Source organism: Exiguobacterium sp. s57, assembly GCF_018617685.1.
Taxonomy (GTDB): domain Bacteria; phylum Bacillota; class Bacilli; order Exiguobacteriales; family Exiguobacteriaceae; genus Exiguobacterium; species Exiguobacterium marinum.
This window is the reverse complement of sequence record NZ_JACSKR010000005.1, coordinates 111,648-137,004: the sequence shown is the minus strand read 5'-3', so window position 1 is coordinate 137,004 and position 25,357 is coordinate 111,648. Positions and strand designations below refer to the sequence as shown.

The following is a 25,357-nucleotide window of genomic DNA, read 5'->3' as shown; positions in this document are numbered from 1 at the left end:
TGAACAATATGTTTTACATTATTGTGAAACTTGTAACAATCTTATGAACGTGATAAAACAGCCGTTTTTGAAAGCGTTTTACAAACTGTTATATTCCTTACTTCATAAAGTTTGAAACAGATAAATCCCTGTTAGATAGGGTTTCAATTTCATCTGTACTATTTTGATTGTTCTGTGACTAACTATACAGTTTTTAGAGTGATTTAACTCACATCACTCGGTTAGAACTTGAATTTTCGTGTCGTATCAGACACAATGAAGGCAGAACATTGTATAAGAGGAAGGGGTTCTACTTATGACGTACGAACCATTAACAACAAACAATACCTTTCAAGTCGGCGATCGTATCTCATTGAAGGTCGACGAGGCAGGTGAAAAGCGTGACGGATTTATCACAGAATTTGAAGATGGAGGGTTCTGGATTCGCTTTGACGATGACATCGAAAATGAAGATTTTATCGATTATCGCGACCAACTACTCGCTGCACTTGAGTCGCGTCCAATGAATGTCATCACGACACACCCGGAACTGAAACCGTTCGAGCAAATGACGACCGAGTTACAGTATCGTGTCTATCAAGGATTCACGATTGAACAAGTTAAATTGACAGAAGAAGGTGCGGATGCCCACATCCAACTCATTGAGGACGGTCAAACGTTTACACAGACGTTACGTTCTTCAATGGAAGATGGTCAGGAGCATGTTCGCTATATTTGACGAGGGAGCGCTTTCGCTTCCTTTGTTTTTGCCTATAGATAAGGAGACCGATTATGAATTTTACAAAACCTTTTATTAACGAAACGTGGGAACGGATGGGCTTTAACGAGCCGATGCCGGTCCAAAAAGAAGCGTTTCCCCTACTATTAGATGGAAAAGACGTGACAATCGAAGCACCGACGGGAACGGGTAAGACGCTCGCCTATTTACTTCCCGCGATTGAAAAGATTGATCCGTCGAACGATCGTATCCAAGTCGTCATCGTCGCCCCGACTCGTGAACTTGTCATGCAGATTCAACAAGTCGCACAGCGCTTCACTGAAAAAGGCGACGTCCGCATCGGTTCATTCATCGGCGGTGTCGAATTGAAACGCCAAATCGACCGGATCAAGAAAAAGCCGCATTTGATTGTCGGGACACCGGGTCGTCTCGTCGAGTTGATTGACAAGAAAAAACTGAAGCTTCACGAGACACATACCGTTATTTTAGATGAAGCCGATCAAATCATCGACAGCGGGTTGACAGAGGCCGCAGAACGAATCATCAAGCATACTGCTCATGAACGTCAGCTTGCACTCGTCTCGGCAACACTCACCGATTCACTCAAAGAGTGGTCATCACCATTCATGAACGAGCCGGCTCATATCAAAATCGAACGTGCTGTCAGCGATCAAGTGACATACGGCTATCTGTTGACGACGCGTCGCTACAAACCGGAACTCCTTCGCCGTCTTTCACACGTCGATGGCGTGAAGGCACTCGCCTTCATCAACAACCGTTCGTTCTTGCCACCTCTTCGAGGAGAATTAGAGAAGTTGAAAGTGAACTATCGGATGCTCGACAGCTTGAAAGGAAAACGTGAACGCGTCGAGACGCTCCGTGAATTCCGTAAAGGGGAATACCCGCTCCTCATCACGACCGGCCTCGCGGCACGCGGCCTCGATATTGAGGATGTGACACATGTCGTCCATTTCGACTTACCGGAATCAATCGACGACTTCATTCACCGTTCAGGCCGTACCGCTCGCGGTAGCGCAGCCGGAACCGTCCTTTCCCTTGTGACGACAGACGATCTCCCACACTTGAAATCATTCGCACGTCAGCTCGGTGTCGAGTTAAAAGAACTTGAGATTTATCGTGGCGACGTGATTGAGAAACGGATTGAGGAGAAGCCTCCTGTCGTCAAACGTCCTGAGAACAAGCGAGGACCGCGCCGATGAAAAAAGACCGGAAAGTAATTCCCTTCCCTTTGCTCGTCGAAGAGTCCGAATTGCTTGCCGAACTGAAAAAGTTATATGAGCAAGCGGCTCTTGCGCGAAGCACACAGTGGACGAACTATATTCAAGAGATCGCGTCGGAAGGGACTTGGCATTTAAAAGACGCTGAGCTCTTCCGTGACCTCTTCATCGACTGGGCCGTCTTCTTTGAGACGGACGAGGACGGTATGACGCCCCACGGTCGCTATTTGACTGACCATAAGGGCGACATGTCACCTGCCCTCTATCACGCACTTCGTGGACTTGCTGTCCCGCGTTGCAGCATTTTTGAAGTGACCGAAGACGGTCAGTTAAAAGACTGGGAGTCAAAAGAGACATATGCTGTTCAGTTACCGGAAGAACGTGAGACCGGCGACCTCGTCCTCGGGAAGTTACTCGATATCCGAGGCAGCTGGCGCTTCGGTTCGGCGTTCCTCGCCTTACCCGCGAAAATGTCTGGTAATGTTGTCGATCTATATATCGACTTTACGGATGAAGTCGGTCCCGGTGCCTTTTTGGAGCAGTTCCCAGAGTTCTGTGCGGAACTGATCGACTTGTTACTTGATTTAGAAGAAGGCGTCATCATCCCGAAACCGACTAAATAAAGGGGCCAGATTTGTATGCAATCATCGCCTCACTATACTTATGGGTGCAAGATCAGTATTCCAACACTAATACAAAGAGCGGGTATGCCAAGACCCGCTCAGATTTTATGAGACTCCGAAATCAATCGGGGTCTGTTTTATTTCCCAAAGGCTGCTGAACATGATCCAATCACAGATGAAACACCAAAGAGATCTAGCAAGGCTTCGCGCGCATCTGGTCCTGCATCTTTAGCGGCGAGTCGGACAGCTTGTTTAAGTGACGCTGTCTTACTTAATTTATCCTCTCGTGACATCTTATAGTATGGTTTGATTGCTTTAACAAACTTAGTGGCGCCACCGACAGATTTCAAGGCAGACAAAACAAGTACCATTGCCATCATAACTGATACAATTTTTGATTTTTATGGACAATTTTTCTCTTTTCCTTCGTTTTCACTCCAAATTTAAGCACTGCAGCGATTAGAAAAATCGCAATGGTTATAACCGCTTTACTATTCTCAGACAATCCATCCACAAAAAAGTGTATAACGGTAATGGCTGCGAGGAGTAGGATGTAAATCCACTCTTTAGTCGAATTTTTCATATATATGACCTCCCATTCACTCGCAAAATTAACATACTAAAATTTGGAATGTAAGCCCGGAAAAGATGTTCTAAGGAGTAAGACATATGTCTATATTTAGAAATGTAAAAAATAAAAAAAGCGGACAAACTTGTCCGCTCAGAATGTTGATGAGGCATCCTCCCCGTTATAGCAGTGAAGAAACGTTATCGTAGCGGTCATCACTAGTAATGACGCTGACTCACGCTTCGGATGGACCCCATCTTTGCATATTTTTATCTGACATATACGTCAATCTGTTTGAGCATGTCACGCGCTTCTTCATTTTCAGGCGTGATTGCCGCGCTTGAGATTTGTCTCCCATCCTCGTATACATCGATAACGACACCGTCCTTCGCTTGGCGCGTTTGGTACAGGCGACCATTTACGTAAGAGGTATGATCCACCGAGTCGAGAACTATCCGAGTCGTTTGTTTCCCGGTGTTCAAGTCGATGACGACTTCCTCGCCGTCTTCATTTAATGCGATCAGGTTGTGGCCTGACACTGTATGATCCCAAAAGCCTTGGCCTTCAACCAATTGAACAACTTTCCCCGTTTTTGTATCGTAAGCGAATAGTCCTGGCATCGCGTCCTCAACATGGATGTCCTCTTCCCCTTCTCGGATGACTTCGTGAGAACTAACACTGACTGGAACGTAACGTGTTTCTGTCAGCCGAGTATCTACATCAGTAGCATAAAATCGATTCGTATGCATGACACCGGTGATAAATCCTTTGTCCATACTCAATTCTTTGACGGTCACATCATTCATCGTCTGGTTGAACGTGGCGAGCATCGTTTTTGTTACCTCGCCATATCCGTCCCGATAGATCAAATTTAACTGGCCGTCCTTAATAAAGATACCTGCCCACCACCCTGTCATGATCTCATAAATTTGACGTTCCTCGGCATCGAACGTATAAGTCGATAGCTCTTTTCCTTCTACTTGTTCAAATACGATGAGCTCTTTCATTCCATCCTGACCGACCCCGATATATCCCTCTTCTGTTTGAATCGATTGGGCATATGTCATTCCGTTCATTTGTCGATGAACCGGGCGTTCTCCCTCATTTAAACGTTCATGATACCGTAGCGCCTCAGCAATATAATTCAAATTTGACGTGATGCGACTCTCATCAGTCGTCACTTCAAACCGCTCTTCTACACTGTCCTCTATGCTATAACTGATCTCAACCACTGTGTCTGTCCAAACAGATGGATTCGAATTGATGTCTAACGCCCATTCTGCTTTCGTTTCCGTCGCATCAACAGCAAACGTCCCAAGTCCAATCACGATGACCGCACCAAGAGCGGCCACATTCCACATTCGTTTCATTTTCTCACCTCAAACATTCAGTTTCGTCTGTAAAAATCGTCCGCCTACCCAAATCGTCACACCTGCCCATGCTATCAACACCACACCGACATATACAATCGTCTCATCATAAATCAGGTAATTATCCAAGAACGCGTAGCCTAAAATCGGAATAGTTAAGATGACAACTAGAATCGATAAGCTAAGTACCGGTGACCACAACGTCCGTTGCCAGAAACTTCGTTCAATCAACACAAATGCGAAGATGAAGAGCACAGCGATCGTGATCATCAATTGATGAATGACAAAATTAACGAGTGAAGAAGGATACATCATAGACAGTATTGCCTGGTACGATAGTGCTTGTTCAAATGACCCTTGCATCGGAATCATCTTATCTTCGAACCAACTTGTAAACGCTATGTATTGCAACTTAAGGGCAATCCATTCGACAGCGAACAACCCGAACGTCATCATTAATATGGTAGCGAGTTTGGCGAAAAAAATGGTCATTCGTTTTTGTGGCATTGTGAGGAGTCGCATCATGAACGTCCCTCGTCCTTGAAAATCGCGATACCAAATCCATACGCTGTACAGTAACACGGCAGCAACGGCAATCCCGAGGGATAAAAGATATGGAGTTCCGTTCAAGTAACTGACAAACATCAATTGATAGTCTGCATCTCCTGCACGACGTAACTGTTCATAAAAATTCGTCTCGCCCCATAAAAAGTAGCCGAGATATCCAAACTGGACGACGAGGAGACCTGCGACTAACATCAAGAACGGTTTTGTGACACGCTCGACTTCCCAACTCAATAGTTTCAATAGATTCATGCCCCGTACTCCTCTCTCATCACATCGACGATGGACTTCCCATGAATGAAACGGACATCTTCGACATCAAACTCACGGACGATGCGTCCGTTATTCAACATGACCGCCTTGTCGATCAAGTACTCGATATCTTCAATCTCGTGTGTCGTAATGAGCACGCCTCGGTTCTCCATGACCTCACTCGAAAACAGTTCAACAATCTGTTCTTTCGAAAAGACGTCGATTCCTGAGAACGGTTCATCGAGTAATAAATAATCCGGGTCTTGGGCAATGCCGAGTGCGAGGTTCGCTTTGGCGAGCGTCCCTTTCGATAACTCGCTTAACTTATCCTCCGGGAACAATTTAAAGTCTTCGACGAGACGAGCAAATAATGCCGAATCAAATGTCGGATAAAAGTCTTTCATAAACGCCTCACATTGCTCGATTGTAAAGTGAATCGGGAACATCGCATGGTCGGCGACGAAAGCGACACGATTCAAATCGATCGGTTTTCCATCAATCAATACCGAACCTTTATCAAAAGGTGTCAATCCCATGATGCCTTTCAATAACGTCGATTTCCCTGTTCCGTTCAGTCCGATGAGACATGTGATTTCCCCTTTATTCGCTGTGAACGAAACGTCTTCAATGACTTGTTTTTTGCGATAGCGCTTCTTAACTCCCAACACTTCGATCATCGTATATTCCCTCCTTGTACTGTCGTTTGATTTTCTCGACAAGTTCGTCTACCGAGACGTCAAGCTCTTGAATCGATTCCACAAATACAGCGACCGCGTCATCTACAATCTCAGAACGAATGTGTTTCAAGATGGCGTCATCTGTCGTCACGCGACTCGGTCGATTTCGTTCGGTCGTAATCAATTGTTGGTCCTCCATTTCCTTAAACGCTTTTTGAACCGTGTTCGGATTAATTTTTAAATCGTTCGCTAGTTCTCGCCGGGATGGCATCTCATCCCCGGCCTTTAGTTCACCGAGTGCCATCTTCTTCTTGAAGTAGTCGACGACCTGTAGATAAACCGGTGCCCTCGTATTGAATTGCATGTTCATCACCTTTCTAAGTGTATGACATGGTTAATACACTTTCTAACTGTATTATTAGTGTAATACACTTCTGCGTCAATCTTTTTTTCAATTTTTCTCCAAATAAAAAACATCTGACACGTGCGTCAGATGTTGAAATGTTCAGTCAGAGCACGATATCCGCCCCTCTTTTCGGATCGATTTGTTGAAGATACAGATCTTCCCCGGGCCAGTACCGGCGCTTATATTTCGCAAGTCTTTTCGCCGGATCGCCGAGGTATGTATCACGGTTCAATACTCGCTCATAACGAACCTCGCGTGGGCAGTCGAGATAGATCACATAATCGAAATAAGGACGCCATTCCGGTCGCTGCAAAAAAAATCCCCTCTATGACGACTGTATGAGCAGATGACACATCAATCTTCTCTTCTGCGATGACATCTCGTTCATACACGTAACGAGGTAATTTCAGTTCGGTGATCCCATTCCTTAATGGACGAAACAGTTCACACTCAAGACGCGATACGTCCCATTGTAGAGCATAATACTCGGTCGGTTCAGACTGTCCGGTCTCATAGCGCTTTGCACGTTCGACGATATAGTCATCGATGTGAAGAACATAAACACTCGGCTCATTGCTCAATTGTGAACCGAGCGTCGTTTTGCCCGCTCCGCTCAGTCCATCAATCGCTACGACAAACGGTCGATTCCCTAAGTGCATCGAACGTGCTGCATGGATGACTTCTAATGTGTTCATACCGTTCCTCCCCACACAAAAAAGTCAGCTCACGTATGAGCTGACTTTAGTTTACCAGAGTACCCAACCACGCGCTCCAGGAGGCGCACTCTCAATCAAGTGCCAGATTGGAACGGTGTATGCAAATGCGATCAAGACGAATGTCACGGTGATCCATAGTTTCCAATTCTCGAAATAACGTGGTGTATCCATCGCTGCTTCCTCTGTCTCAGCGAGCGGGAATTCTTCTTCGCCTTTCGGTGCGAGGAATGACAAGTTGAACATCGAGTAGACGAAGATGAGAACAGAGATGAACAAAATTGTTCCCCCGATTGCCATCATGACGTGATATGGGATCCATTCACGTGTCAACGCATCCGAGAAATATGTCGCCGGACCCGTACGACGTGGGTTCCCGTTTAATCCTGAAATATGCATCGCATACGACATGATAGACATACCGAACGCCCACGTTCCTGCTTGAATCAAACCAAGTTTGTTCATCGCCTTCGTCAATGTGCGACCACGAAGGACTGGTACGAGCCAATAGGCCGTCCCGAAGAACGTCAAGGCAACAGCCGTTCCGACGGTGATGTGGAAGTGTCCTGTGACCCAAAGTGTATTGTGGACCATCGCGTTCAATTGGTGCGAAGCGTTGATGATCCCACCTGCGCCGGCAGGAATGAAGAACAACATCCCGACGAATGGTGCAAGGAAACGAACATCGCCATATGGCATTTTCTTCACCCAGCCGAACAACCCTTTTGCACCAAGCGCACGTCCACGAAGTTCGAACGTCGCAAAGAGCGAGAACGCCGTCATAAACGAAGGAATGACAACTAAGAACGTCAAGATAACTTGAACGAACTTCCAAAACGGCTCAATCCCTGGCTCTGTCAATTGATGGTGGAATCCGACCGGGAATGAGAAGAGTAAGAATAACAAGAATGCCATTCGCGCCAACGCATCAGAGAAGATTTTTCCGCCGATTACTTTCGGTACGACCGTATACCACACAATATATGCCGGCATGAGCCAGAAATACACGAGCGGGTGCCCGAAGTACCAGAATAATGTACGGGATAATTCAATACCGACTGTATCTTTCCACCCGAGTGAGAGTGGGAGGAGTTGAAATAAAATCGTCGCTGCGACACCGAGTGTCGCGATGACCCAAAGTAGCATCGTCATAATACTCATATAAGCCGGGAGTGGTGGATGAACCCCTGGGTTATCACGTTTGTAATCTGCATACATCCGGAACATCGCGAACGAGGAGAACCACGTTCCGACTACGAACAGGACGAGTCCGACATAGAAGAGCGGATCTGCCATGAGCGGTGCATAAAATGTATAAAGTACAGTCCCTTTATTAGCAAGAATCATCACAGTGATCATGACAGCACCGATAATCATCGTCCAAAAACCGAGCCAAGCGACACGGGTCGGGAACGATTCAAAGCGACCGAATGACTTCGAAAGTAGCGCATATAATAGACCGATGATGAACATCGTTGTGAAGACGATTCCGAGCATGATTCCGTGAGCTGTTAGTAACTGATAATATCCAAAAATTTCAGGAATGACACCGGTCCGAATTAACGTCTGCATCAAACCAGCCAACGCACCAATCAAGACAGCGAGAATCGATACAAGAACGTGACCGTAAGCAAGACGCGCTTCTTTCGCTCCAATACTCGGAACCGGAACTCCACGCTCCATCTCCCATTGCTTCAGTTTAGATGATACATCGTTCATTTACTCCACCACCTTGATTTTAGTCGACATCATGTGATGTCCTGTTCCACAATATTCGTTACAAAGAATCAAAAATTCTCCAGCTTCCTCAAACGTGTACGTCAATGAGTTGATATGTCCAGGGACGACCATCATATTGACCGGTGTACCTGTCAACTGAAATCCGTGAACGACGTCCGGTGACGTCACGAGGAACGTCACTTTTGCACCTTTTGGAATTTCGACATTCCCTGGTGTAAAGGTAAATGCTTGTGCAATCATGACGAGCTCGTATTCATTCTCGCCAATTTGATGAAGTCCCGGTTGATCAAACGGAGCCGTCTGATTCACTTTTGCTGGGTCGATCAAATCCGCATCCGATGCAGGTTGATTTCCCGCTGCGAAGGCAGATACCCCTAGAACAGTCAAGAAAACTGCAAGCAAGATAATACCAAACGTAAGCCAATATTTTTCTAATTTATGAATATGCATGACGAGACCCTTCTCCCTGTATGTTTATCGAGTAACAAATAAGTAAAAGACCGAAGACCACATGGCGATGATGACACCTGCGACAATCATGACCGATGTAAACGTTCCTTTAAGATTTGGTTCTTGTCCATCTTTATGTTCCACGTGTAAAACCCCTTTCGCTTGTTTTTCCACCTTTATTGTACGCAATCGCTCAGGTGAAAATATGTGACATTTATCACTTCAAAAGTGACAATCACATCAATTTTGCGTAGTTTCAACACACAAAATTCACATTTTTAAAAAGGAGTCCACAAAAAAACCACCTACACATGAGGTGGTTTACAAACGACATATTCCAGCAGGACAACCCTCGCAGTGACAAAGCTCTTTCAAAAAATCAACATCGTGAATAACGATCGATTTTGCTGTTGTACTGATGACTCCGTCTTTTCGCCACTGGCTGATCAAACGGTTCACCGTCTCGCGCGGAGCTCCAATCAATTGCCCCAGTTCTCCATCGGACGGATGACGAGGAATCACAATGGTATCTTCTTCCTCTACACCATGCATGGCCGCCATCCGCAGTAATGTCGAGCCCAGCGCCCCTGGCTTTCCGTACAATAATAAGTCGCGGACTTTCATTTCCGAGTGCTTCCGCATCATCGATGTCCAGCGTAAAATTTCTCCAGCAAACCGAATATCGCGTTGCATCAGTGATTCTAGCTCACGTTTCGAAATCGTTCCAATTGTACTTTCTTCTGTCGTCTCGATACTGTATGAACTCGGGAAAGCTTCCACGATATCGAACTCACCGAAGAAATCATCTGGTCCATACATGAACATGACGAGTGGATTTCCTTTTTTCGTGATTTTCGTAAATTTAACAGAACCACTCTTTAAGTAAAAGAACTTATCACACTTCTCGCCTTCCCAACACACGATACTTGCTTTTGGATGATGCTGAATCGTCATCATTTCAAGTAACAGTTGTTTCGTTTCATCTGAAAATACAAAACTGTTCGGCTGAGTCGTTCCACATTGCATTGACATAAGTCGTTGCTCCCTCCACATTTCATTCGTCCGTTCCATTTATGACTTTATTATACAAGAGTGTGACAGGAAGAATCGTAAAAGTATGTGACATTTCAAACAATCTTTAAAAAAGAGATTCGGCTATTCTCCCGAATCTCTCTGCTTGTTTAACGCTGAATCAACCGAATCAATTTTTCTGCCGGTTTGAAGTTCGGATACCGGACTGGTAAATCGAATTTTGTCGTATTCTTTAAAATCGATTTGGCGTGACTGAACGTTTCAAAACTCGTTCGACCGTGATAAGCCCCCATCCCGCTCTCGCCGACTCCGCCAAACGGAAGGTTCGGATTCGTCAAGTGCATGATGACATCGTTCATGCACCCTCCGCCAAAGGAAAGATGTTTCATAACTGTTTTTTCCACGTCTTTCGATTCCGTAAAGAGATAGAGAGCAAGAGGATGCGGTCGGTCAGAAATGAACTCGATTACTTCATCAAGTTGACGGTACGGAATGACCGGTAAGATTGGACCAAAGATCTCGTCTTTCATCACATCAGCATCTTCATGAAGATTCGTCATGACAGTAGGAGCAATTTTTAGTTCATCTTGACTCGTTTCACCACCGAAAATAAGGTCACCCTCCGTCAAGTAGTGGGACAGACGGTCGAAGTGTGCTTCATTGACGATGCGCGTGTATCGTTTTGTCCCGACACCATTCCCGAACATCGCAAACGCTTCTTGTTTAACGGCTTTTAAGAAAGCTTCCTGTTGTGATTCATGCACGAGCACATAGTCTGGTGCGACACATGTTTGACCGGCATTCATCCATTTCCCCCATGCGACACGTTTCGCTGCAATCGAGACGTTCGCATCTCCATGAACGATAACAGGTGATTTCCCACCGAGTTCTAGTGTGACCGGTGTCAGATGTTCCGCTGCTGATTTATTGACGATCCGACCAACTTGCGTAGAACCTGTGAAGAAAATGTAATCCCATTTTTGATCCAATAATTCTTGAGCCGTGTCCTTATCACCTTCGACACTTGCTACATAGCGATCGGTAAAGGCGCGCTCTAACACCTGTGTCAAGACACGAGCGACGTTAGGCGTCAACTCTGAAGGTTTGACAACGGCGGTGTTCCCTGCGGCGATTGCGCCGATGAGTGGAGCAACAGCCAATTGGAAGGGATAATTCCAAGGAGCGATAATTAATACCGTACCGTACGGCTCATAACGTATCTCGCTCTTCATCCCGAGATGGATGGCTGTTCCACGGACACGTTTCGGACGCATCCACCGTTTTAATTCTCGTTTCGTTCGTGAAATCTCATCGTAAATAAATCCGATTTCTGTCGTATACGCATCCATCTCTGATTTGTTCAAGTCTTCGCGCAGAGCTTCTAACAAGTCCGGTTCATAGTGCTTGATCGATTCCTTTAAAAACGTCAGCATGCTCAAACGGAATGCCATTGATTTCGTCGCCTGAGTTTTAAAGAAGCGGCGTTGTTTCTGGACAAGCTCATCAATCGTCAACTGTTCAATCGGTGCCAGCATAAACTTTCCTCCTTATGATTTATCACATTTATTTCATCTTATCATCCAATGAAGAGTGAATCTAAGAAATCGCTTTCATCCATCGAACATCTTTCAATCTCCTATAAACGTTTAAAGGTTTAAACGTTTAATCATATGTATAGATTAATGAATTAAAGTCATCGTGTCAAAACATTCGCCCTCTTTTTAGAGAACTCATCATAAAGAGAAGACTCGCTCCCCATAAAATTACTCCGGTCAGCGTAAACTGCTGGATGACCGAAAGAGAAAGCGCACTTAAAAACGACGATCCCGCCACCGTTCCGAGAGAGAAAAATGCATAAAATGCCCCGTACGCTTTTCCCCGATTTTGTGGGGATGTTGATTGAATCAACAATGTGTTGATTGCCGGAAATAAGATCGCAAATCCGACTCCATATAAGGCAAGTACCCCGTAAAGGCCAGATTGTACACTTGCTTGTCCAATGAGCAGCTGACTCGTCCCGATGATGGCCACCCCGAGTGCGCTCAATTTAGTCGGGGAAAAGCGATCGAACAGTCGGTTCGTTGGTAATAAAAAGAATAGGACGGCGACCACACCGAACATACTGAGTAACGTCCCACTCAATCGCGAATCGTATCCGAGCGCTTGCACATGGAGCGGCAATAAAAAAGCGAGCGCCCCTTGTGAAAACATGAGGAAGAAAGCCCCCCAATAGGCACGAATCACTCTAGAATCAGCTTTCACCGGTTCGTCATCTGTTTTTGTCTTCACATCTATCATTTGACCGCGACGCATCGTGATGACCGTCAAGAAGAGAATTATCCAACCGAATAAAGAGACGAATAGAAAAACGGTCGGGGGTGACGTCATACTTGCGACAATCCCACTAAAGGCTGGACCGACGATGGCCGCTAGACCAACAAAACTACCGGTGATTGCGACTTTCTTCCCTTGACGATTCGTCGCGGTGACGTTCGCAGACAGCGTAAACGCTGCCGGGACGATGAGCCCGGCCATAAAGCCGTGAACAAACCTTACAAACAGCAACATGGATGCTGAGTCGACGAACTGATAAGTCAATAAACTGAAGCTCGTCAAAAATAAACCGAGAACTAAAACGCGATATGGACCATTCCTGTCAGTCCATATACCAGATAATATATTTCCAAACGTGTTCGTCAACGAATAAATGGCAATAGAAAAACCAGCGATAAACGAAGATGCCCCAACGGATACCGCAAATGTACTCATAATCGGAAGTTGGGCGAACAAATCAAAAAAAGCAAAAAATACAATTGCATATAATATAAAACGCGATGGAGTTTTCATCAGACAATTCCTCTTTCTCGTGATCTTACCCTTAGTCTAGCTGGAGCTCCGTACGTTTCATAGGGATGAGTGGGTTTGGACACAAAAAATCCCTACAGCCATTGGCTATAGGGAAAATCGCTTAGTTTGTCACTTCGACGGCTGTGTCGAGAGCGACACGAATCATTTCATCGAACGTCGACTGACGCTCTTCTGATGTCGTCTCTTCACCCGTCAACAAGTGGTCAGAGATCGTGAGGATCGTCAACGCGTTTACTTTGTGTTTCGCTGCAAGTGTGTAAAGACCTGCTGCCTCCATTTCGATGGCGAGGCACCCGAAGTCTGCCCATTTCTTGAAGTGATGGAAATCGTCTTGGTAGAATTGGTCAGCTGTGAAGATTTGTCCGACTTTGACCGGGATGCCCGCCTTCTCTGCATTCATATATGCGCGATGTAGGAGGTCGAACGTCGCTGTCGGCGCATAGTCCATTCCGTTGAAGCGGACACGGTTTTGACCCATCTCACTTGATGCGCTCATCGCAATGACAACATCACGCACTTTAACGTCTTCTTGAATTCCGCCCGCTGTTCCGACACGAATCAAGTTTTTAGCACCGTACGACATGATGAGTTCGTTCACGTAAATCGACATCGAAGGCACACCCATCCCTGTACCTTGAACCGAGATACGCTTCCCTTTGTATGTTCCCGTAAAACCGTACATGCCACGAACTTCGTTATATAATTCGACGTCTTCTAAAAACGTTTCCGCAATATACTTGGCGCGAAGCGGATCCCCTGGAAGTAGTACCGTTTCTGCAATTTGTCCTTCTTGAGCTCCAATGTGTACACTCATGTTTGAATTCCTCCTTTAAGCTTGTCGTTGAACCTGTTCCCGAAATTCGTTCGGAGTAACACCGACTTGTTTTTTAAAGACCTTCCGGAAATACTTATCATCCGAAAAACCGACTGCTTGGGCGACTTCATAAATACGTTGTCTACTCGATTCTAACAGGCGCTTCGCTTCGTTCATCCGAATCGTCAACACATATTCAGACAAGTTCACGCCATATTGCTGTTTAAAACGTCTCGAGATATACTCTCGACTTAAGTAAAATCGTTCACTCATACCTTGTAAACTCAGTTCTTCCGAAAAATGCTGTTCAATGAACGTTCCGATTTGGGCAATCGGGTCTTCACTCGATTCAGTCACCACGTCCGCTAACGCGCGTGCCAATGTATCATTCAATACGTCAGGGTCAATCGGTTTCAACAAATAGTCAAAGCTACCATATTGGATGGCCCGTCGCATGTATGAATATTCATCGTATCCTGTCAACACGACAAGCTTAGAAAATGAAGCGTGGTCGTGTACCCACTCCATCAGCTCGATGCCGTCACAATGAGGCATTTGAATATCCGATAAAATAAGGGCAGGACGCTCTTGCTCGATGAGCGTCTGTGCTTCACGCCCGTCCGTTGCCTCGAGTACTTTCGTCACACCGAATCGTTCCCATTCACCGAGTAATTTCACCGCTTCCCTTACCGGAGATTCATCATCTACAATCAACACTTTCGTCATAACGCCACCCCCTCAGAAGAAGCGGGGAAACGCATCATAATTCGAAAACCGCCTGTTTCAGGTGTAGCCAACATAAATTCTGCCTCCCGATTATAGTTTAACATGAGTCGATCGCGAATGTTTCGTAATCCTGTGCCTTCTGTGTCATAAAATGTCGAATCATCTTGTTCGATTCGTGACATGACCCGTTCCCATTCCTCGGTCGTCAACGAACGTCCACTGTTCTCACAGCGAATCACGAGTGTCGCGCCTTCCATCCAAATCATCACGTCAAATCGATTCGCTAAAGCAGACCCGTCCCGCTCGAACCCATGTTTGAAAAAGTTCTCCGCCAATGGCTGTAAAATCATTTTGGGGACAATGAGTTCATGTAGTTCTTCTGAGACGTCGACTGTCACTTGAAACTGATTCGGAAAGCGTACGTCTTGCAGTCGAATGTATGAGTTCAAATGCTCGATTTCTCTCTTTAGAGAAACCATCGATTCCTCTGGATGCATCGTATATCGCATCATCGAAGAGAGTTGTGTGATCAATCGATAGACGGTCTTGCCATCCCCTTTTAAAGCTAACGTTCCGATGGACTGTAACGCATTGAATAAGAAATGCGGATTGGTTTGCGCCTGTAAGGCACGTAGTTCATTCGTTCGATTCTCTAGGGCAAGCTTATACTCCCGTTGAATCAAATCATCGATTCGTTCAATCATCCGTTTGAACTGTCTACCGAGGACACCGAATTCATCATTTCCGAGGGAATCGAACGATACGGTCATATCCCCCTGCTCAATTCGCCAAATGTTCGAGGTCAACGTCTTGATTGGAGTCGTCAGTTTCATCGAGGCATATGTCGCTCCAATCAAAGCCAAGATGAGCGAGATGATTCCGACAAGTAAAATAATGAATGACGTTCGTGAAGCTGGTTCCGTCAACAGCTGATCCGGAATCGATTTGCCTACGTAGAATTGCTGATGGTCGAACTCAAACGTTTTTGTGATTTGGTGATGTTTCCCATCGTTCGACACCGATGTCGGTTGAAACGAAGATGGAATCTCTCCATCTCCAAGATGGGCAAACACGCGACTGTCCTCACCGACGAACCATAAACTTTCATCCGGACTGTTTTGAAGAGAAGCCAACTGTCCGATAAACGAGTCTTCTGGGATATCAAGCGACAGAATGGCGAGTGGCTCATCCGTCTCAATTTTATCGAGTCTGAAATGGAGGGTGACGACGTCTTCTTGTGTCATGATTGGTCCAAAGTCATGATAGGGAATCAGCGGATGTGAAGCTTCCAGCAATACACGACTTTTCGAATTGTCCAATAGCTGTTGTTGGACAGCGCTCGGTTCTTTTTTCGAACGTGGCGATACCTTCATTTTATAGGCTGCAAATGAGTCCATGTCTTCAAGCATTAACAACTGAATTTGGGCCACATCTTCCCGCGAAAGATACATCGCAAGAAGTGCCCGCCTCACTTCAATCTCTGTTTGCCTGAGTGATAGACCTGGTCCATATTCCAATATGTCTAATACATCACGATCAGCATATAAACTTGTCGGCAGCCTACTCAAGTCAGAGATGTATCGTTCCATCTGACGCGTCCCCCGCTCAAGCGACCATTCGGTCATCTCGAGACCACGTTCACGCTCTCGGTCCTCTACATACCAAAATGAAATGATGGTCGCCACGATGACCGGTACGATGATGGTCAACGCAATCATTCCCGTTAACTTTGTACGAATACTACTCACCGATATCCCTCCTACCTCATCAGTATATCACGCGCTATGCAAACGTTTGCAATAATCATAAAAAAAGACCCTTGTCTCTTTCGAAACAAGGATCAATTCTTTATTGATGCGATTCCATCAATTCAATGATTCGAGGACCATGTCCCCAGTCTCTTGCCACGTCAATCGGTTTCATGCCGTCTTCGTTTTCAATCGTGACATCTGCACCATTTTCAAGCAAAAGTCGGACCGTTTCTGGATCAACGTCATCGTTGTAGAACAGGTTATGGAGCGGCGTGTCTCCATATTCGTCTTGGATATTCACGTCAGCCCCGTTCGCGAGTTCAGCTTCAATATCCTCATAACTGGCATTGGCATACGTCAATTCTTGAATTGGTTCTTCCTGTTCCGTCGCCCAGTCATTTTCAATATCCTCACTCATAGCCGATGCGACAATGTCAGATAAATCATCATTCATGACGAGGAACGCAATGATTGCCCCATTTCCGATGACAGTTAAGAGAATCGCTGTAATGATAGACGCCTTCACATATCCCGCCGTCTTGAACATCGGTACGTTTTCTTCACCGGCATGTGTCGCAATCGCTGCGATGCGTTTCGGTAACGTTGGATGTGTCGACAACAATTCACTATACTTCGCAATGAACCCATTTTCTCGACTTGCTTCGTATAGATAGTCAAACTCATTCACTTCTTTAGCGAGCGGTCCCCCGATTGCGAGTACTGTCAACGCTCGTTTCGCCGCTCCAAAATCTTGAAGATAATGAGCTGCCATCCGGTCACACGTGTATTCACATGCGCGTGAGTATGCCGAACCTAAGAACGGAATGATACTACCGAGTAAGACCACCCATTGTTTTTGGACATGGTTTCGGCGAATGTGTGCCAACTCGTGCGCGATGACGAATTCGACTTCTTTCGTCTGTCCAGTACGTGTCAATTCCACGACGTCAGAATATAAAATGACCATATTCTTTTGGAAGAATCGTGTGGCGAAAGCATTTAACACGCCACCGGCCTGTAAGATATACACATCTGGCAACAAATGAATACCCATCTCAGCCCCGACGCGTTGAACCAGCTCATGAAGCTCTGTGAACTGCCGTGCCGTCACTTTGACACCGTTCGTCCGAATATACCCAATCTGAATCCAGTGTGTAAACATCGAGAGTGCTAAGATTGTCCCGATGATCCACAAGAAAAGACCGAATGATGCAATCGTCAGTACGATTCCTAAAATCAAGACGAGTACGCTTGCTGCGACTAATAATGAGAAGTATAAGTTTTCTCGTTTATGTACCAAGTTTGAATGTTTCATCTAATTTCTCCTTCTTTTCCCAAAATACATGTTTAATTATACCTTTCATTCCAGAAGAGACAATGAAAAAATAGAAACTGACGGATTCGTCAGTTTCTATCGAATGGTCACTTGATAAAGTTTGTCGTCTTGCGATTGTGGATTGCCGCGTCCGTCCGTATTGTTCGAAATAAAATACAACGTATCGTCGTCTAACCATACATCGCGAATCCGCCCTACCCCTTCGACAATCGTCGTCACTTGTTTCGTCTCTCGGTTGATGGCGACGAGACGCTCGTTCCGAAGTGTCGCCATATATACATATCGTTCATCTGTCGCAATACCAGACGGCGCCCAAGACGTCTCACCGACTTCAAACCATGGCGTGACAAGACCTTCTTGTTGCTCGTTTCCTTCAATGATGGGCCAGCCATAATTGTTCCCTTCTTCAATCACGTTGACCTCGTCATGTCCACTCGCTCCATGCTCGCTCGCATAGAGAACGTCGTCAATCCGACTCAGCCCTTGTGGATTACGATGACCAAGCGAATAGATCCAGTCGGTCGGTTCGCCTTCACCTGATAATGGAATTCGTAAAATCTTCCCTGCCAAAGATGACTCGTCTTGAGCAAGTTCTGGCACGAGCGCATCGCCCGTCGTCACCCAAAGATACTCACCATCGATTAGCAGACGCCCTCCATTGTGGAAGCGTGCCCCTGGAATCTCGTCAAGCACGACGTCTGTCTCTTCGAAACGTTCCCCGTCCCACGTCAATTCCACTACACGATTCTGCACGTCTCTTCCTGACGAGCCGTATGTGTGATACGCGTAAAGGATTCCGCTCGATTCAAAATCGTCACTTAACGCGATGCCAAGGAGTCCCCCTTCACCAATCTCAAATACGTCTTCCTTCAAGTTCACTGCAGATTGCGTCGCGCGACCCGAATCATCGATCACGGTGATCGTTCCGCCACGTTCCGATACGAACCATCCGTCCGGTGTACGAGCGATTGACCAAGGGATGTCCAAGTTTTCAACGATTGGTGTCACTTCTCCAATGTTAAGGTCCGACTCTTCAGCGATGCTCGATTCATCCGTAGTCTCTACCGATTCTTCTGTAGGCGGTTGTTCCGAGCCCTCATTTGTCGATTCTGGCGTACATCCTATAAGAAATAATAGTGTCACAACCCCGATTTGACGTTTCATGTCGGTTCGCCTCCCTTTCCTTCATCATACCCTTGTTTTAAGAATGTTGTGAAGGTTCAGGTCGGTGCGTTGGTAATAGGGACGCAATGATAAATGCAATGATTGCGGCGACCATCGCCCCGATAAATATACTGTTCAATCCGGTCGCGATGATTTGTTCACCTTGCAGACGGACAGAGGCGCTTAGCGTCTCCGTCACACGTTGATTAAAGAAATCTTCCAAAGACACTTTGGATAACGAGCTGCTTTCTTTAAAGTCGTTAAGAACGACAAAATTGAAAGCCGCCCCAAACACAGCGACACCGAGCGTTTGACCGACTGTACTTAAAAATGAATTGGTCGCAGTCGCCGTTCCGCGTTGTTGATACGAGACGACGGTTTGCAGGACGACGATAAACATCGGCTGGGACAATCCAAATCCGACACCAATCAACGCCACTGCACTATATACCCACACGTCCGAACTAGACTGTGACAATAGCGTTAACGTGAGTGTCCCGATGACGAGTAACCCCATTCCAATCATGGCACGCCGTCTCGGAGAAGCCACACCGAGTGTCCGTCCACCGATAATCGACGTGAATGTCCACGCAACAGATAATGGCATCAGCATAAATCCGGCCTCTGTCGCCGTCTTGCCCAAAACAGCTTGTGCCCAGATTGGAATATAGGCTGACATGGAGACGAGTACCCAGGCTGCAAAGAAGACCGAACCGTTGATTGCGGCAATCGTTGGCTGCTTTAACAAGTCAAGCGGCAACAAGGGAGATTTTGCTTTTCGTTCCGATAAGAAGAAACTACCTAACAAAACGATACTTAACATTCCACTTCCGACGATCGTCGTCGTCCATTCATTCGTTTCACTGAACGTGATGAGGGCATATAAAAATGCGGTTGTTCCACTAGCAAACAAAAGGGCCCCTTTCAAATCGATTCGTTCACTCGTCTCGGTGACGTTCTCTTTATAAAAGATGATAATCATGATGAATGAGAGTAAGGCAAATGGCACGTTCAATAAGAATACGTAACGCCACGATAACGTTTCAACTAAAAATCCGCCGATAACGGGACCGAGTACACCCGATACCCCCCAAACCGCGCTTAAAATCCCTTGAATCTTTCCACGCTCTTCATATTTATATAAATCACCGATAATCGTCATCGAAATCGGGAGTACCGCACCAGCCCCCAAACCTTGCAGTGCTCGAAAGACGATCAATTGTTCCATCGATGTCGCCAGTCCACACAATAATGAGGATAGTGTAAATAATCCGATTCCAAACAACAAGACACGTTTACGCCCGAACAAATCTGCTACTTTCCCATAAATCGGTGTCGATACCGCTGTAAATAGTAAAAAGGCAGCAAACACCCAACTGACGAGCGTCGCTCCGTTCAATTCGCTAGCGATAACCGGTGTCGCAACTGATACGACCGTTCCTTCAATTGCCGCTAAAAAGGTTGCCAACAAAAGAGCAACCGTCACATTTTTTCTCATCCATTCCATCTCCCCAAAAAAATAGTGGCGTCGGAAGGTTCCGAGCACCACTTCAACTGTCTATTATTTTGTGCGAGCCACGTCTATTTGACAAGTGTCATCTTTCGATTCGAAAAAGAATTCTCTCAGTCGTTCGTATGCGGCCTGTTCTTCTTGAACATATACCTTCCCACAAACAGAACCTGCTCGCATCATCCAGACTTCGTCTGACAACATAGCAGCAACGTCCAACTGATGCGTTGAAAACACGATGGTCGCCCCTCGCTCGGCTTCCTGTCGTAATATGTCTCCGAGTGTATGCATCCAAATGGGGTCTAGGCCATTCGTCGGCTCATCTAGTAAAAGAATATCCGGTTCGCTCACAAGTGCTTGAGACAGCAGGAGCCGTTGGCGCATCCCTTTCGAGAGTTCGGCGACGCGCTTTTGCTTATGTTCATACAATCCGACCCGCTCAAGAATTTTAGGAATCGGGCGTGCCCCTTGCAAAAAAGAATAATAAGCAAACGTCTCTTCAACTGTCCATGCGCCGTCAAATGAGAAATCGTCCGGCATGTATCCAAAGTTTTGATTATATTTCGTCCGTTGTTTGATTGTATAGCCGTTCAATTGAATGATCCCGGTGCTCGGTTCAATCGTACCGTTCATTAGATTCAAAAGCGTCGATTTCCCAGCTCCGTTGCTCCCGCATAATGCAACAATTCGCCCCGGATTAATTTCTTCACGAATAGGATGGAGAGACCATGTATTACCATACTTTTTGCCTACGTCTACACAGTTAATCATGACGTTTTCCTCCAAACCAATATCGAAGCAAGCCATAGTAAGAAGCCACTCATCGTAAGTAAGGTCGCCCAAACCACTGCATACCCAATCGGTCGATTCATCCAACTCAATAGATCAAGATAGACATCTCCAAAAACGTCTGATGATGACGCCGCTGTACTGGCCCAAATTCGCATCAAATCAAATCCATTCATAAACAACATAACGATCATCCCGTTCACTTGCATGCCGTAAGGGAGCCAGGAAATGATTGTCACGAGAATTGTCGGCCAAAGTAATATGAGGAGGACCCACGTTAAAAAAGCAAGCAATATCGCCCGAATCCGCGTACGTCCCACTAACCCAAGTAACGTACCGAGCGCTGTAGCATAGATCGTCAATCCAATCGCATAGGAAAGCAGAATCATCCATGTCTGAATCGACTGCCCGACCACGAGCGAAGCAATGAGGAATGCCAATAATAGAATGAGTACTTGCGTGACCAAAAAAGTGCTGAACCGAACGAAAATCAGCTTCCACTTCGGATAGGTGAACGTTGACAGCAAGTTCAGTCGCTTCGACTCCCGCTCTTGCCCCCAATGGAGTGCCGTCGTCAATAAAATAAAAAGAGGGAGCAACAAACCGAGCACCGTGATGAGTGTTGCGCTTATATTCGTATAGTTCGCAGCAACCGGTAATGCTTGTCCAAGCCCCCCTAGTAGAACGAGCGTGAGAACCCATGTGAATAAGAAAACGTAATTTTCTCGTTGCCGTAGGGTGCGTGCCCATTCCATTCTCCATAACGACATCGTTTACTGCCCTTCTTCTTCCATTTCCATGTCCATTTCCGTATCCCCATCATGATTATGGTCCATCGAACCTTCGCCGTCCATCATCATCTTCATCTCGCCGCGTTCCCACGTATGATCTTTTAATTGATCAAAGTCCATCATTTCGCCGCCATTCTCTTCCATATAGGCTTCAGCGTCTGCCTCTTTTGCGAACGAGAGAATATTATAAGCCATCGGTGTTTTTGACTCTTTATCGTAAACAAACATCGCTTCGTCTAATTCGACCCAATCTTTCGTATTGAAGTCCTTCACATACATTGCAGCGATGTCTTCTTCTTTTTGTTCAGGATACCAATCTCGCATGAGACAACCGATGTCATCAAATGCATATCCTTTTTCATTTTCCATGATTGCTTCCGCTGCAAACTGCTCATCCATAATTTTCATTTTACATACTTCACATTCGGTTTCGCCCCATTTGATATCAAACGGTTCTGCCGATGCACTTGAACATGCACCGAGTGCTAAAGATAGTCCTGCTACTGATAATAGTCCTGCTACTTGTTTATACGATTTCATGTCTTTTCCTCCCAATTATCCAAATCATGATGAATAAAATGATACTCCCTAAGCTCCAAATCGAGCCGTTCCATTGCCACGTCGCGGAATAGGTTTGTGGCGTAATATCTGTCAAAGATAAGTCTTCCGGGCTTCTCAGTATGTTTTCTAGTAGAAGAAGACCCGGTGACCCGTACAATAATTCAAATGCCTCATATGAATCCGTTAATAAAAATAAATACGGATCGGTACGAAATGGAATCTCACTATAACCGTCACGGTCTAGGTCAAGTGTCGTACCATTCCAAACATTACCTTGCACAATATTTTCATATGACTCGACCATTGTCACCGATTCACGATTCCCTAGTAGATTATTTTGAAGAATCATCATCCCTGTTGCTTGTTTCAATTGAAATCCAATATCGTTTCCATTGATCGCATTCCGTTCAAGAATCGTTCCTTCTGACTGCTCCGCATATAAACCGATATGATTTCCGTAAATATTCGTCATCTCAATTGTTGTGTCGACGGCCTCATATAACATCAATCCCGTCGCCGTTCCGCCGAATTGGTCGTGCACATTCCCATTTTTGAAAACGACCCGATTCGTTCCCATAATCATCGCACCTGTCAAGTTATGATGTAGTTCCGGTACCGAAATCACAAGGTCGGTCGGAAACATCAAATGAATGCCATATCGAGAATGGGAAATAACCGGTCGAACAATCGTGTGCTGGGACCCGTTTTCTATGTAAATCCCATCTCGCACACCTTTAACAACGACTCCTTTTATTTCTGCCGCTTCACTATTTAGAAGTACGACTCCATCCGCCTGGCCGTTCCCATATACAGCAGTTCGTATGACACGAACACCGTAACTATCTTCAATCAACAGACCGGTACCTGAAGACTCAATCGACACATCGAGTAGCTGATGTCCAAGACCAGACACGTGAATCGCCGGTGCCTCATCACCCTCGCACTGTTGAATCGACACACGTTCAAGCACTGCACCCGTTCCTTTTATAATAAAAGCGGGATGCCCACAACTCGTATACGTTTTTCCAGCCCCATCAAAACTGTTATTCGATTCGATAACAATCGGTTCAGTCACCGGAATCGATGCTCCTTCCGCATTCGCATGCGGCATCCAACACATAAATAGGATGAATATCAGTAACCGTTTCATGCCCCCTCCTTCTCATAAGCGCTTACAACATCCATTCTACTGAAACCCCCATAGGTATGTGTGTGGTTTGTATGGGGTTCCTGTGACAGTTTCTTCATAAAAAAAACACAAACGGTGAAGGGGTCGTTTCACCGTCTGTGTATTCTTTATTTCACTTTGTCTTGCCAAACTTTAGTGAAGTCTTGAAGCATTTCTTCACCTGTTTTTTGTTCACCAACATACGCCTGCATGAGTGCACCATATTCATTCACGGCACCATCCGGATACTTGAACCAGTTCCAAGAGATTGTCTTCCCTTCATTTGAATAGGCTAAGATATCATCTGCAAGTGGTCCGAGATCATTCGCTTCAACCGACTTGAAGGCCGGGATAAATTTGAACTTGTTGACCATGTAGTCTTTACCTGTATCAGACGTCGCCATCCACTCTAAGAAATCTTTTGCTTCTTCTTTATACTTCGAGTTTTTGTTGACGACCCAGTTGTTCGGGACACCGACCGGGAGTCGGTCCATCTTCTCAGCATCGTCGTTGATCGGGATTGGAACGAAGCCCATCTCTATATCCGGATTGACATCAAAGATCATCTGTTGTGCCCAGTTTCCTTGTTGGAGCATCGCTGTCTCTCCTTGAGCGAACTGTGTGACTTGAGTGTTATAGTCTGTCGTCAGTGGATTTTTATTCCCGTATTTAATCGTCAAATCAAACAGCTTCAAGAATTCCTGGAACTGTTCGTTGTCTTCAAACTTCGCTTTATTTTCGTTAAGCGCTTGAATAAACGCATCTGGATCATCTTGCTGAGCCATCGGGATATTTAATAAGTGAATTCCTAAAATCCAAAACTCTGCATAACCGACAGAGAATGGTGTAACGCCCGCCTTATCTAATTTTTCAGCTGCAGTAGTCAATTCAGAAAGCGTTTTTGGCAACTCATCGATGCCTGCTTTTTCAAACAGTTCTTTATTATAAATAAAACCGTACCCTTCAAGATTCATCGGCATACCATACAGTTTACCGTCCATCGTCATCGGTTCTTTGGCGACTTCGGTCAAGTCTCCCACCCATTTCTCACTCGATAAGTCCTCGAGTTTGTCTTTCCATGTTTGTGCTTCCGTGAATCCACCGTTGTTGAAAATGTCTGGTTCGTTTCCTGAAGCAAATTGTGATTTTAAGGCCGCACCATAGTCCGCACCGCCACCGACCGTTTGAACGGTCACTTTGACACCCGTTTCTTCTTCATACTCTTTTGCCATCGCTTCAAGATCTTTGGCGATCTCCGCTTTGAATTGGAAGACGTTCAACGTGACGTCTTTTTTATCTCCGCTGTCCGCATTTCCTTCAGAAGACCCTTCGTCCGTCAGTGATCCTCCACCACATGCCGCGAGTGATAAAACCATTCCGGCTGTCATAACCGCTGTCGATAATTTCCACTTCCGCTTCATCTCATTTCCTCCCTTAACCTCATCCATTCTTTACAAAACCAACTTTAAATGAAAACGCTTCCAATATGTAGGTGTCAAAATTGACGGATAGGGTGGAAAATGTTGCA

General features: G+C 45.7%; 27 protein-coding genes. 3 read left to right on the top strand and 24 right to left on the bottom strand.

The window, feature by feature from the left end:
• Positions 1-295 precede the first annotated feature (295 nt).
• Genes KNO98_RS12425 through KNO98_RS12415 form a run of 3 tightly spaced genes read left to right on the top strand, consistent with a single transcriptional unit; the run spans position 296 to position 2,579 of the window.
• On the top strand, positions 296-718 hold the full coding sequence (locus KNO98_RS12425) for a hypothetical protein (RefSeq protein WP_026826770.1): 423 nt from the start codon (positions 296-298) through the stop codon (positions 716-718).
• A gap of 53 nt (positions 719-771) precedes the next feature.
• A complete protein-coding gene (locus tag KNO98_RS12420; protein ID WP_034771232.1) occupies positions 772-1,938 on the top strand; it encodes a DEAD/DEAH box helicase in 1,167 nt (388 codons plus the stop codon).
• On the top strand, positions 1,935-2,579 hold the full coding sequence (locus KNO98_RS12415; RefSeq protein ID WP_026826772.1) for a hypothetical protein: 645 nt from the start codon (positions 1,935-1,937) through the stop codon (positions 2,577-2,579). Before KNO98_RS12420 ends, KNO98_RS12415 begins: the two co-directional genes overlap by 4 nt.
• A gap of 137 nt (positions 2,580-2,716) precedes the next feature.
• Here KNO98_RS12415 and KNO98_RS12410 read toward each other — a convergent pair whose 3' ends face one another.
• From KNO98_RS12410 to KNO98_RS12295, 24 genes are all read right to left on the bottom strand, one after another.
• Positions 2,717-2,956, bottom strand: a complete 240-nt coding sequence (locus KNO98_RS12410; protein ID WP_214701119.1) for a hypothetical protein — start codon at positions 2,954-2,956, stop codon at positions 2,717-2,719.
• Positions 2,956-3,162: a hypothetical protein gene (locus KNO98_RS12405; protein ID WP_214701117.1), complete on the bottom strand. Its 207-nt coding sequence runs from the start codon at positions 3,160-3,162 to the stop codon at positions 2,956-2,958. The genes KNO98_RS12410 and KNO98_RS12405 overlap by 1 nt, the downstream gene beginning before the upstream one ends.
• 254 nt (positions 3,163-3,416) lie before the next feature.
• A complete protein-coding gene (locus KNO98_RS12400) occupies positions 3,417-4,517 on the bottom strand; it encodes a hypothetical protein (protein WP_214701115.1) in 1,101 nt (366 codons plus the stop codon).
• A 9-nt stretch (positions 4,518-4,526) separates the two neighbouring features.
• Positions 4,527-5,333 carry a hypothetical protein gene (locus tag KNO98_RS12395; RefSeq protein ID WP_214701114.1) on the bottom strand — a complete coding sequence of 269 codons (807 nt, stop codon included), beginning with the start codon at positions 5,331-5,333 and terminating at the stop codon, positions 4,527-4,529.
• Complete coding sequence (locus tag KNO98_RS12390; RefSeq protein ID WP_214701112.1) at positions 5,330-6,010, bottom strand: ABC transporter ATP-binding protein; 681 nt, start codon at positions 6,008-6,010, stop codon at positions 5,330-5,332. The genes KNO98_RS12395 and KNO98_RS12390 overlap by 4 nt, the downstream gene beginning before the upstream one ends.
• Positions 5,988-6,380 (bottom strand): GntR family transcriptional regulator, encoded by a 393-nt coding sequence (locus tag KNO98_RS12385; protein WP_214701110.1) that lies wholly within the window; start codon positions 6,378-6,380, stop codon positions 5,988-5,990. The genes KNO98_RS12390 and KNO98_RS12385 overlap by 23 nt, the downstream gene beginning before the upstream one ends.
• A 275-nt stretch (positions 6,381-6,655) precedes the next feature.
• Positions 6,656-7,111: a nucleoside/nucleotide kinase family protein gene (locus KNO98_RS12380; RefSeq protein ID WP_251130022.1), complete on the bottom strand. Its 456-nt coding sequence runs from the start codon at positions 7,109-7,111 to the stop codon at positions 6,656-6,658.
• 51 nt (positions 7,112-7,162) lie between these two features.
• Positions 7,163-8,848: a b(o/a)3-type cytochrome-c oxidase subunit 1 gene (locus KNO98_RS12375; protein ID WP_251129547.1), complete on the bottom strand. Its 1,686-nt coding sequence runs from the start codon at positions 8,846-8,848 to the stop codon at positions 7,163-7,165.
• A complete protein-coding gene (locus KNO98_RS12370; protein ID WP_026826780.1) occupies positions 8,849-9,319 on the bottom strand; it encodes a cytochrome c oxidase subunit II in 471 nt (156 codons plus the stop codon). It lies immediately after the preceding gene.
• A gap of 24 nt (positions 9,320-9,343) precedes the next feature.
• Positions 9,344-9,463 carry a cytochrome c oxidase subunit 2A gene (locus KNO98_RS12365; RefSeq protein ID WP_224863290.1) on the bottom strand — a complete coding sequence of 40 codons (120 nt, stop codon included), beginning with the start codon at positions 9,461-9,463 and terminating at the stop codon, positions 9,344-9,346.
• 177 nt (positions 9,464-9,640) lie between these two features.
• Complete coding sequence (locus tag KNO98_RS12360) at positions 9,641-10,351, bottom strand: Crp/Fnr family transcriptional regulator (protein ID WP_214701108.1); 711 nt, start codon at positions 10,349-10,351, stop codon at positions 9,641-9,643.
• A 149-nt stretch (positions 10,352-10,500) separates the two neighbouring features.
• On the bottom strand, positions 10,501-11,886 hold the full coding sequence (locus KNO98_RS12355; protein ID WP_214701105.1) for an aldehyde dehydrogenase: 1,386 nt from the start codon (positions 11,884-11,886) through the stop codon (positions 10,501-10,503).
• Positions 11,887-12,052: 166 nt separating this feature from the next.
• The gene (locus KNO98_RS12350) at positions 12,053-13,198 is read right to left on the bottom strand and encodes an MFS transporter (RefSeq protein WP_026826783.1); all 1,146 of its coding nucleotides are present in this window, start codon (positions 13,196-13,198) and stop codon (positions 12,053-12,055) included.
• A gap of 121 nt (positions 13,199-13,319) precedes the next feature.
• A complete protein-coding gene (gene deoD, locus KNO98_RS12345; protein WP_015880817.1) occupies positions 13,320-14,033 on the bottom strand; it encodes a purine-nucleoside phosphorylase in 714 nt (237 codons plus the stop codon).
• 15 nt (positions 14,034-14,048) lie between these two features.
• Complete coding sequence (locus KNO98_RS12340; RefSeq protein ID WP_214701104.1) at positions 14,049-14,759, bottom strand: response regulator transcription factor; 711 nt, start codon at positions 14,757-14,759, stop codon at positions 14,049-14,051.
• Positions 14,756-16,507, bottom strand: coding sequence for a sensor histidine kinase (locus tag KNO98_RS12335; RefSeq protein WP_026826785.1), 1,752 nt, complete (start codon positions 16,505-16,507; stop codon positions 14,756-14,758). Before KNO98_RS12335 ends, KNO98_RS12340 begins: the two co-directional genes overlap by 4 nt.
• Positions 16,508-16,607: 100 nt before the next feature.
• Complete coding sequence (locus KNO98_RS12330; RefSeq protein WP_214701102.1) at positions 16,608-17,825, bottom strand: M48 family metallopeptidase; 1,218 nt, start codon at positions 17,823-17,825, stop codon at positions 16,608-16,610.
• Between the two features lie 96 nt (positions 17,826-17,921).
• Positions 17,922-19,010: a PQQ-dependent sugar dehydrogenase gene (locus KNO98_RS12325; RefSeq protein ID WP_026826786.1), complete on the bottom strand. Its 1,089-nt coding sequence runs from the start codon at positions 19,008-19,010 to the stop codon at positions 17,922-17,924.
• 37 nt (positions 19,011-19,047) lie between these two features.
• Positions 19,048-20,508: an MDR family MFS transporter gene (locus tag KNO98_RS12320; RefSeq protein ID WP_214701100.1), complete on the bottom strand. Its 1,461-nt coding sequence runs from the start codon at positions 20,506-20,508 to the stop codon at positions 19,048-19,050.
• Between the two features lie 63 nt (positions 20,509-20,571).
• Entirely contained in the window at positions 20,572-21,291 is a 720-nt protein-coding gene (locus tag KNO98_RS12315) for an ABC transporter ATP-binding protein (protein ID WP_026826788.1), read from the bottom strand.
• Entirely contained in the window at positions 21,288-22,079 is a 792-nt protein-coding gene (locus KNO98_RS12310; RefSeq protein ID WP_214701098.1) for a hypothetical protein, read from the bottom strand. Before KNO98_RS12310 ends, KNO98_RS12315 begins: the two co-directional genes overlap by 4 nt.
• Positions 22,080-22,082: 3 nt before the next feature.
• Positions 22,083-22,640 carry a nitrous oxide reductase accessory protein NosL gene (locus KNO98_RS12305; protein WP_214701097.1) on the bottom strand — a complete coding sequence of 186 codons (558 nt, stop codon included), beginning with the start codon at positions 22,638-22,640 and terminating at the stop codon, positions 22,083-22,085.
• Positions 22,627-23,811 carry a NosD domain-containing protein gene (locus KNO98_RS12300; protein ID WP_214701096.1) on the bottom strand — a complete coding sequence of 395 codons (1,185 nt, stop codon included), beginning with the start codon at positions 23,809-23,811 and terminating at the stop codon, positions 22,627-22,629. The genes KNO98_RS12305 and KNO98_RS12300 overlap by 14 nt, the downstream gene beginning before the upstream one ends.
• Positions 23,812-23,957: 146 nt before the next feature.
• Positions 23,958-25,250, bottom strand: a complete 1,293-nt coding sequence (locus tag KNO98_RS12295; protein ID WP_026826792.1) for an ABC transporter substrate-binding protein — start codon at positions 25,248-25,250, stop codon at positions 23,958-23,960.
• Between the last annotated feature and the right edge of the window lie 107 nt (positions 25,251-25,357).

Bases quoted from the DNA above. Each gene is read 5' to 3' on its own strand.
- KNO98_RS12315 (WP_026826788.1), bottom strand. From the start codon at position 21,291: ATGATTAACTGTGTAGACGTAGGCAAAAAGTATGGTAATACATGGTCT.
- KNO98_RS12340 (WP_214701104.1), bottom strand. From the start codon at position 14,759: ATGACGAAAGTGTTGATTGTAGATGATGAATCTCCGGTAAGGGAAGCG.
- KNO98_RS12425 (WP_026826770.1), top strand. From the start codon at position 296: ATGACGTACGAACCATTAACAACAAACAATACCTTTCAAGTCGGCGAT.
- KNO98_RS12400 (WP_214701115.1), bottom strand. From the start codon at position 4,517: ATGAAACGAATGTGGAATGTGGCCGCTCTTGGTGCGGTCATCGTGATT.
- KNO98_RS12305 (WP_214701097.1), bottom strand. From the start codon at position 22,640: ATGAAATCGTATAAACAAGTAGCAGGACTATTATCAGTAGCAGGACTA.
- KNO98_RS12410 (WP_214701119.1), bottom strand. From the start codon at position 2,956: ATGGCAATGGTACTTGTTTTGTCTGCCTTGAAATCTGTCGGTGGCGCC.
- KNO98_RS12375 (WP_251129547.1), bottom strand. From the start codon at position 8,848: ATGAACGATGTATCATCTAAACTGAAGCAATGGGAGATGGAGCGTGGA.
- KNO98_RS12320 (WP_214701100.1), bottom strand. From the start codon at position 20,508: ATGAGAAAAAATGTGACGGTTGCTCTTTTGTTGGCAACCTTTTTAGCG.
- KNO98_RS12300 (WP_214701096.1), bottom strand. From the start codon at position 23,811: ATGAAACGGTTACTGATATTCATCCTATTTATGTGTTGGATGCCGCAT.
- KNO98_RS12390 (WP_214701112.1), bottom strand. From the start codon at position 6,010: ATGATCGAAGTGTTGGGAGTTAAGAAGCGCTATCGCAAAAAACAAGTC.
- KNO98_RS12395 (WP_214701114.1), bottom strand. From the start codon at position 5,333: ATGAATCTATTGAAACTATTGAGTTGGGAAGTCGAGCGTGTCACAAAA.
- KNO98_RS12295 (WP_026826792.1), bottom strand. From the start codon at position 25,250: ATGAAGCGGAAGTGGAAATTATCGACAGCGGTTATGACAGCCGGAATG.
- KNO98_RS12415 (WP_026826772.1), top strand. From the start codon at position 1,935: ATGAAAAAAGACCGGAAAGTAATTCCCTTCCCTTTGCTCGTCGAAGAG.
- KNO98_RS12360 (WP_214701108.1), bottom strand. From the start codon at position 10,351: ATGTCAATGCAATGTGGAACGACTCAGCCGAACAGTTTTGTATTTTCA.
- KNO98_RS12380 (WP_251130022.1), bottom strand. From the start codon at position 7,111: ATGAACACATTAGAAGTCATCCATGCAGCACGTTCGATGCACTTAGGG.
- KNO98_RS12330 (WP_214701102.1), bottom strand. From the start codon at position 17,825: ATGAAACATTCAAACTTGGTACATAAACGAGAAAACTTATACTTCTCA.
- deoD (WP_015880817.1), bottom strand. From the start codon at position 14,033: ATGAGTGTACACATTGGAGCTCAAGAAGGACAAATTGCAGAAACGGTA.
- KNO98_RS12420 (WP_034771232.1), top strand. From the start codon at position 772: ATGAATTTTACAAAACCTTTTATTAACGAAACGTGGGAACGGATGGGC.
- KNO98_RS12325 (WP_026826786.1), bottom strand. From the start codon at position 19,010: ATGAAACGTCAAATCGGGGTTGTGACACTATTATTTCTTATAGGATGT.
- KNO98_RS12310 (WP_214701098.1), bottom strand. From the start codon at position 22,079: ATGTCGTTATGGAGAATGGAATGGGCACGCACCCTACGGCAACGAGAA.
- KNO98_RS12355 (WP_214701105.1), bottom strand. From the start codon at position 11,886: ATGCTGGCACCGATTGAACAGTTGACGATTGATGAGCTTGTCCAGAAA.
- KNO98_RS12405 (WP_214701117.1), bottom strand. From the start codon at position 3,162: ATGAAAAATTCGACTAAAGAGTGGATTTACATCCTACTCCTCGCAGCC.
- KNO98_RS12370 (WP_026826780.1), bottom strand. From the start codon at position 9,319: ATGCATATTCATAAATTAGAAAAATATTGGCTTACGTTTGGTATTATC.
- KNO98_RS12385 (WP_214701110.1), bottom strand. From the start codon at position 6,380: ATGAACATGCAATTCAATACGAGGGCACCGGTTTATCTACAGGTCGTC.
- KNO98_RS12350 (WP_026826783.1), bottom strand. From the start codon at position 13,198: ATGAAAACTCCATCGCGTTTTATATTATATGCAATTGTATTTTTTGCT.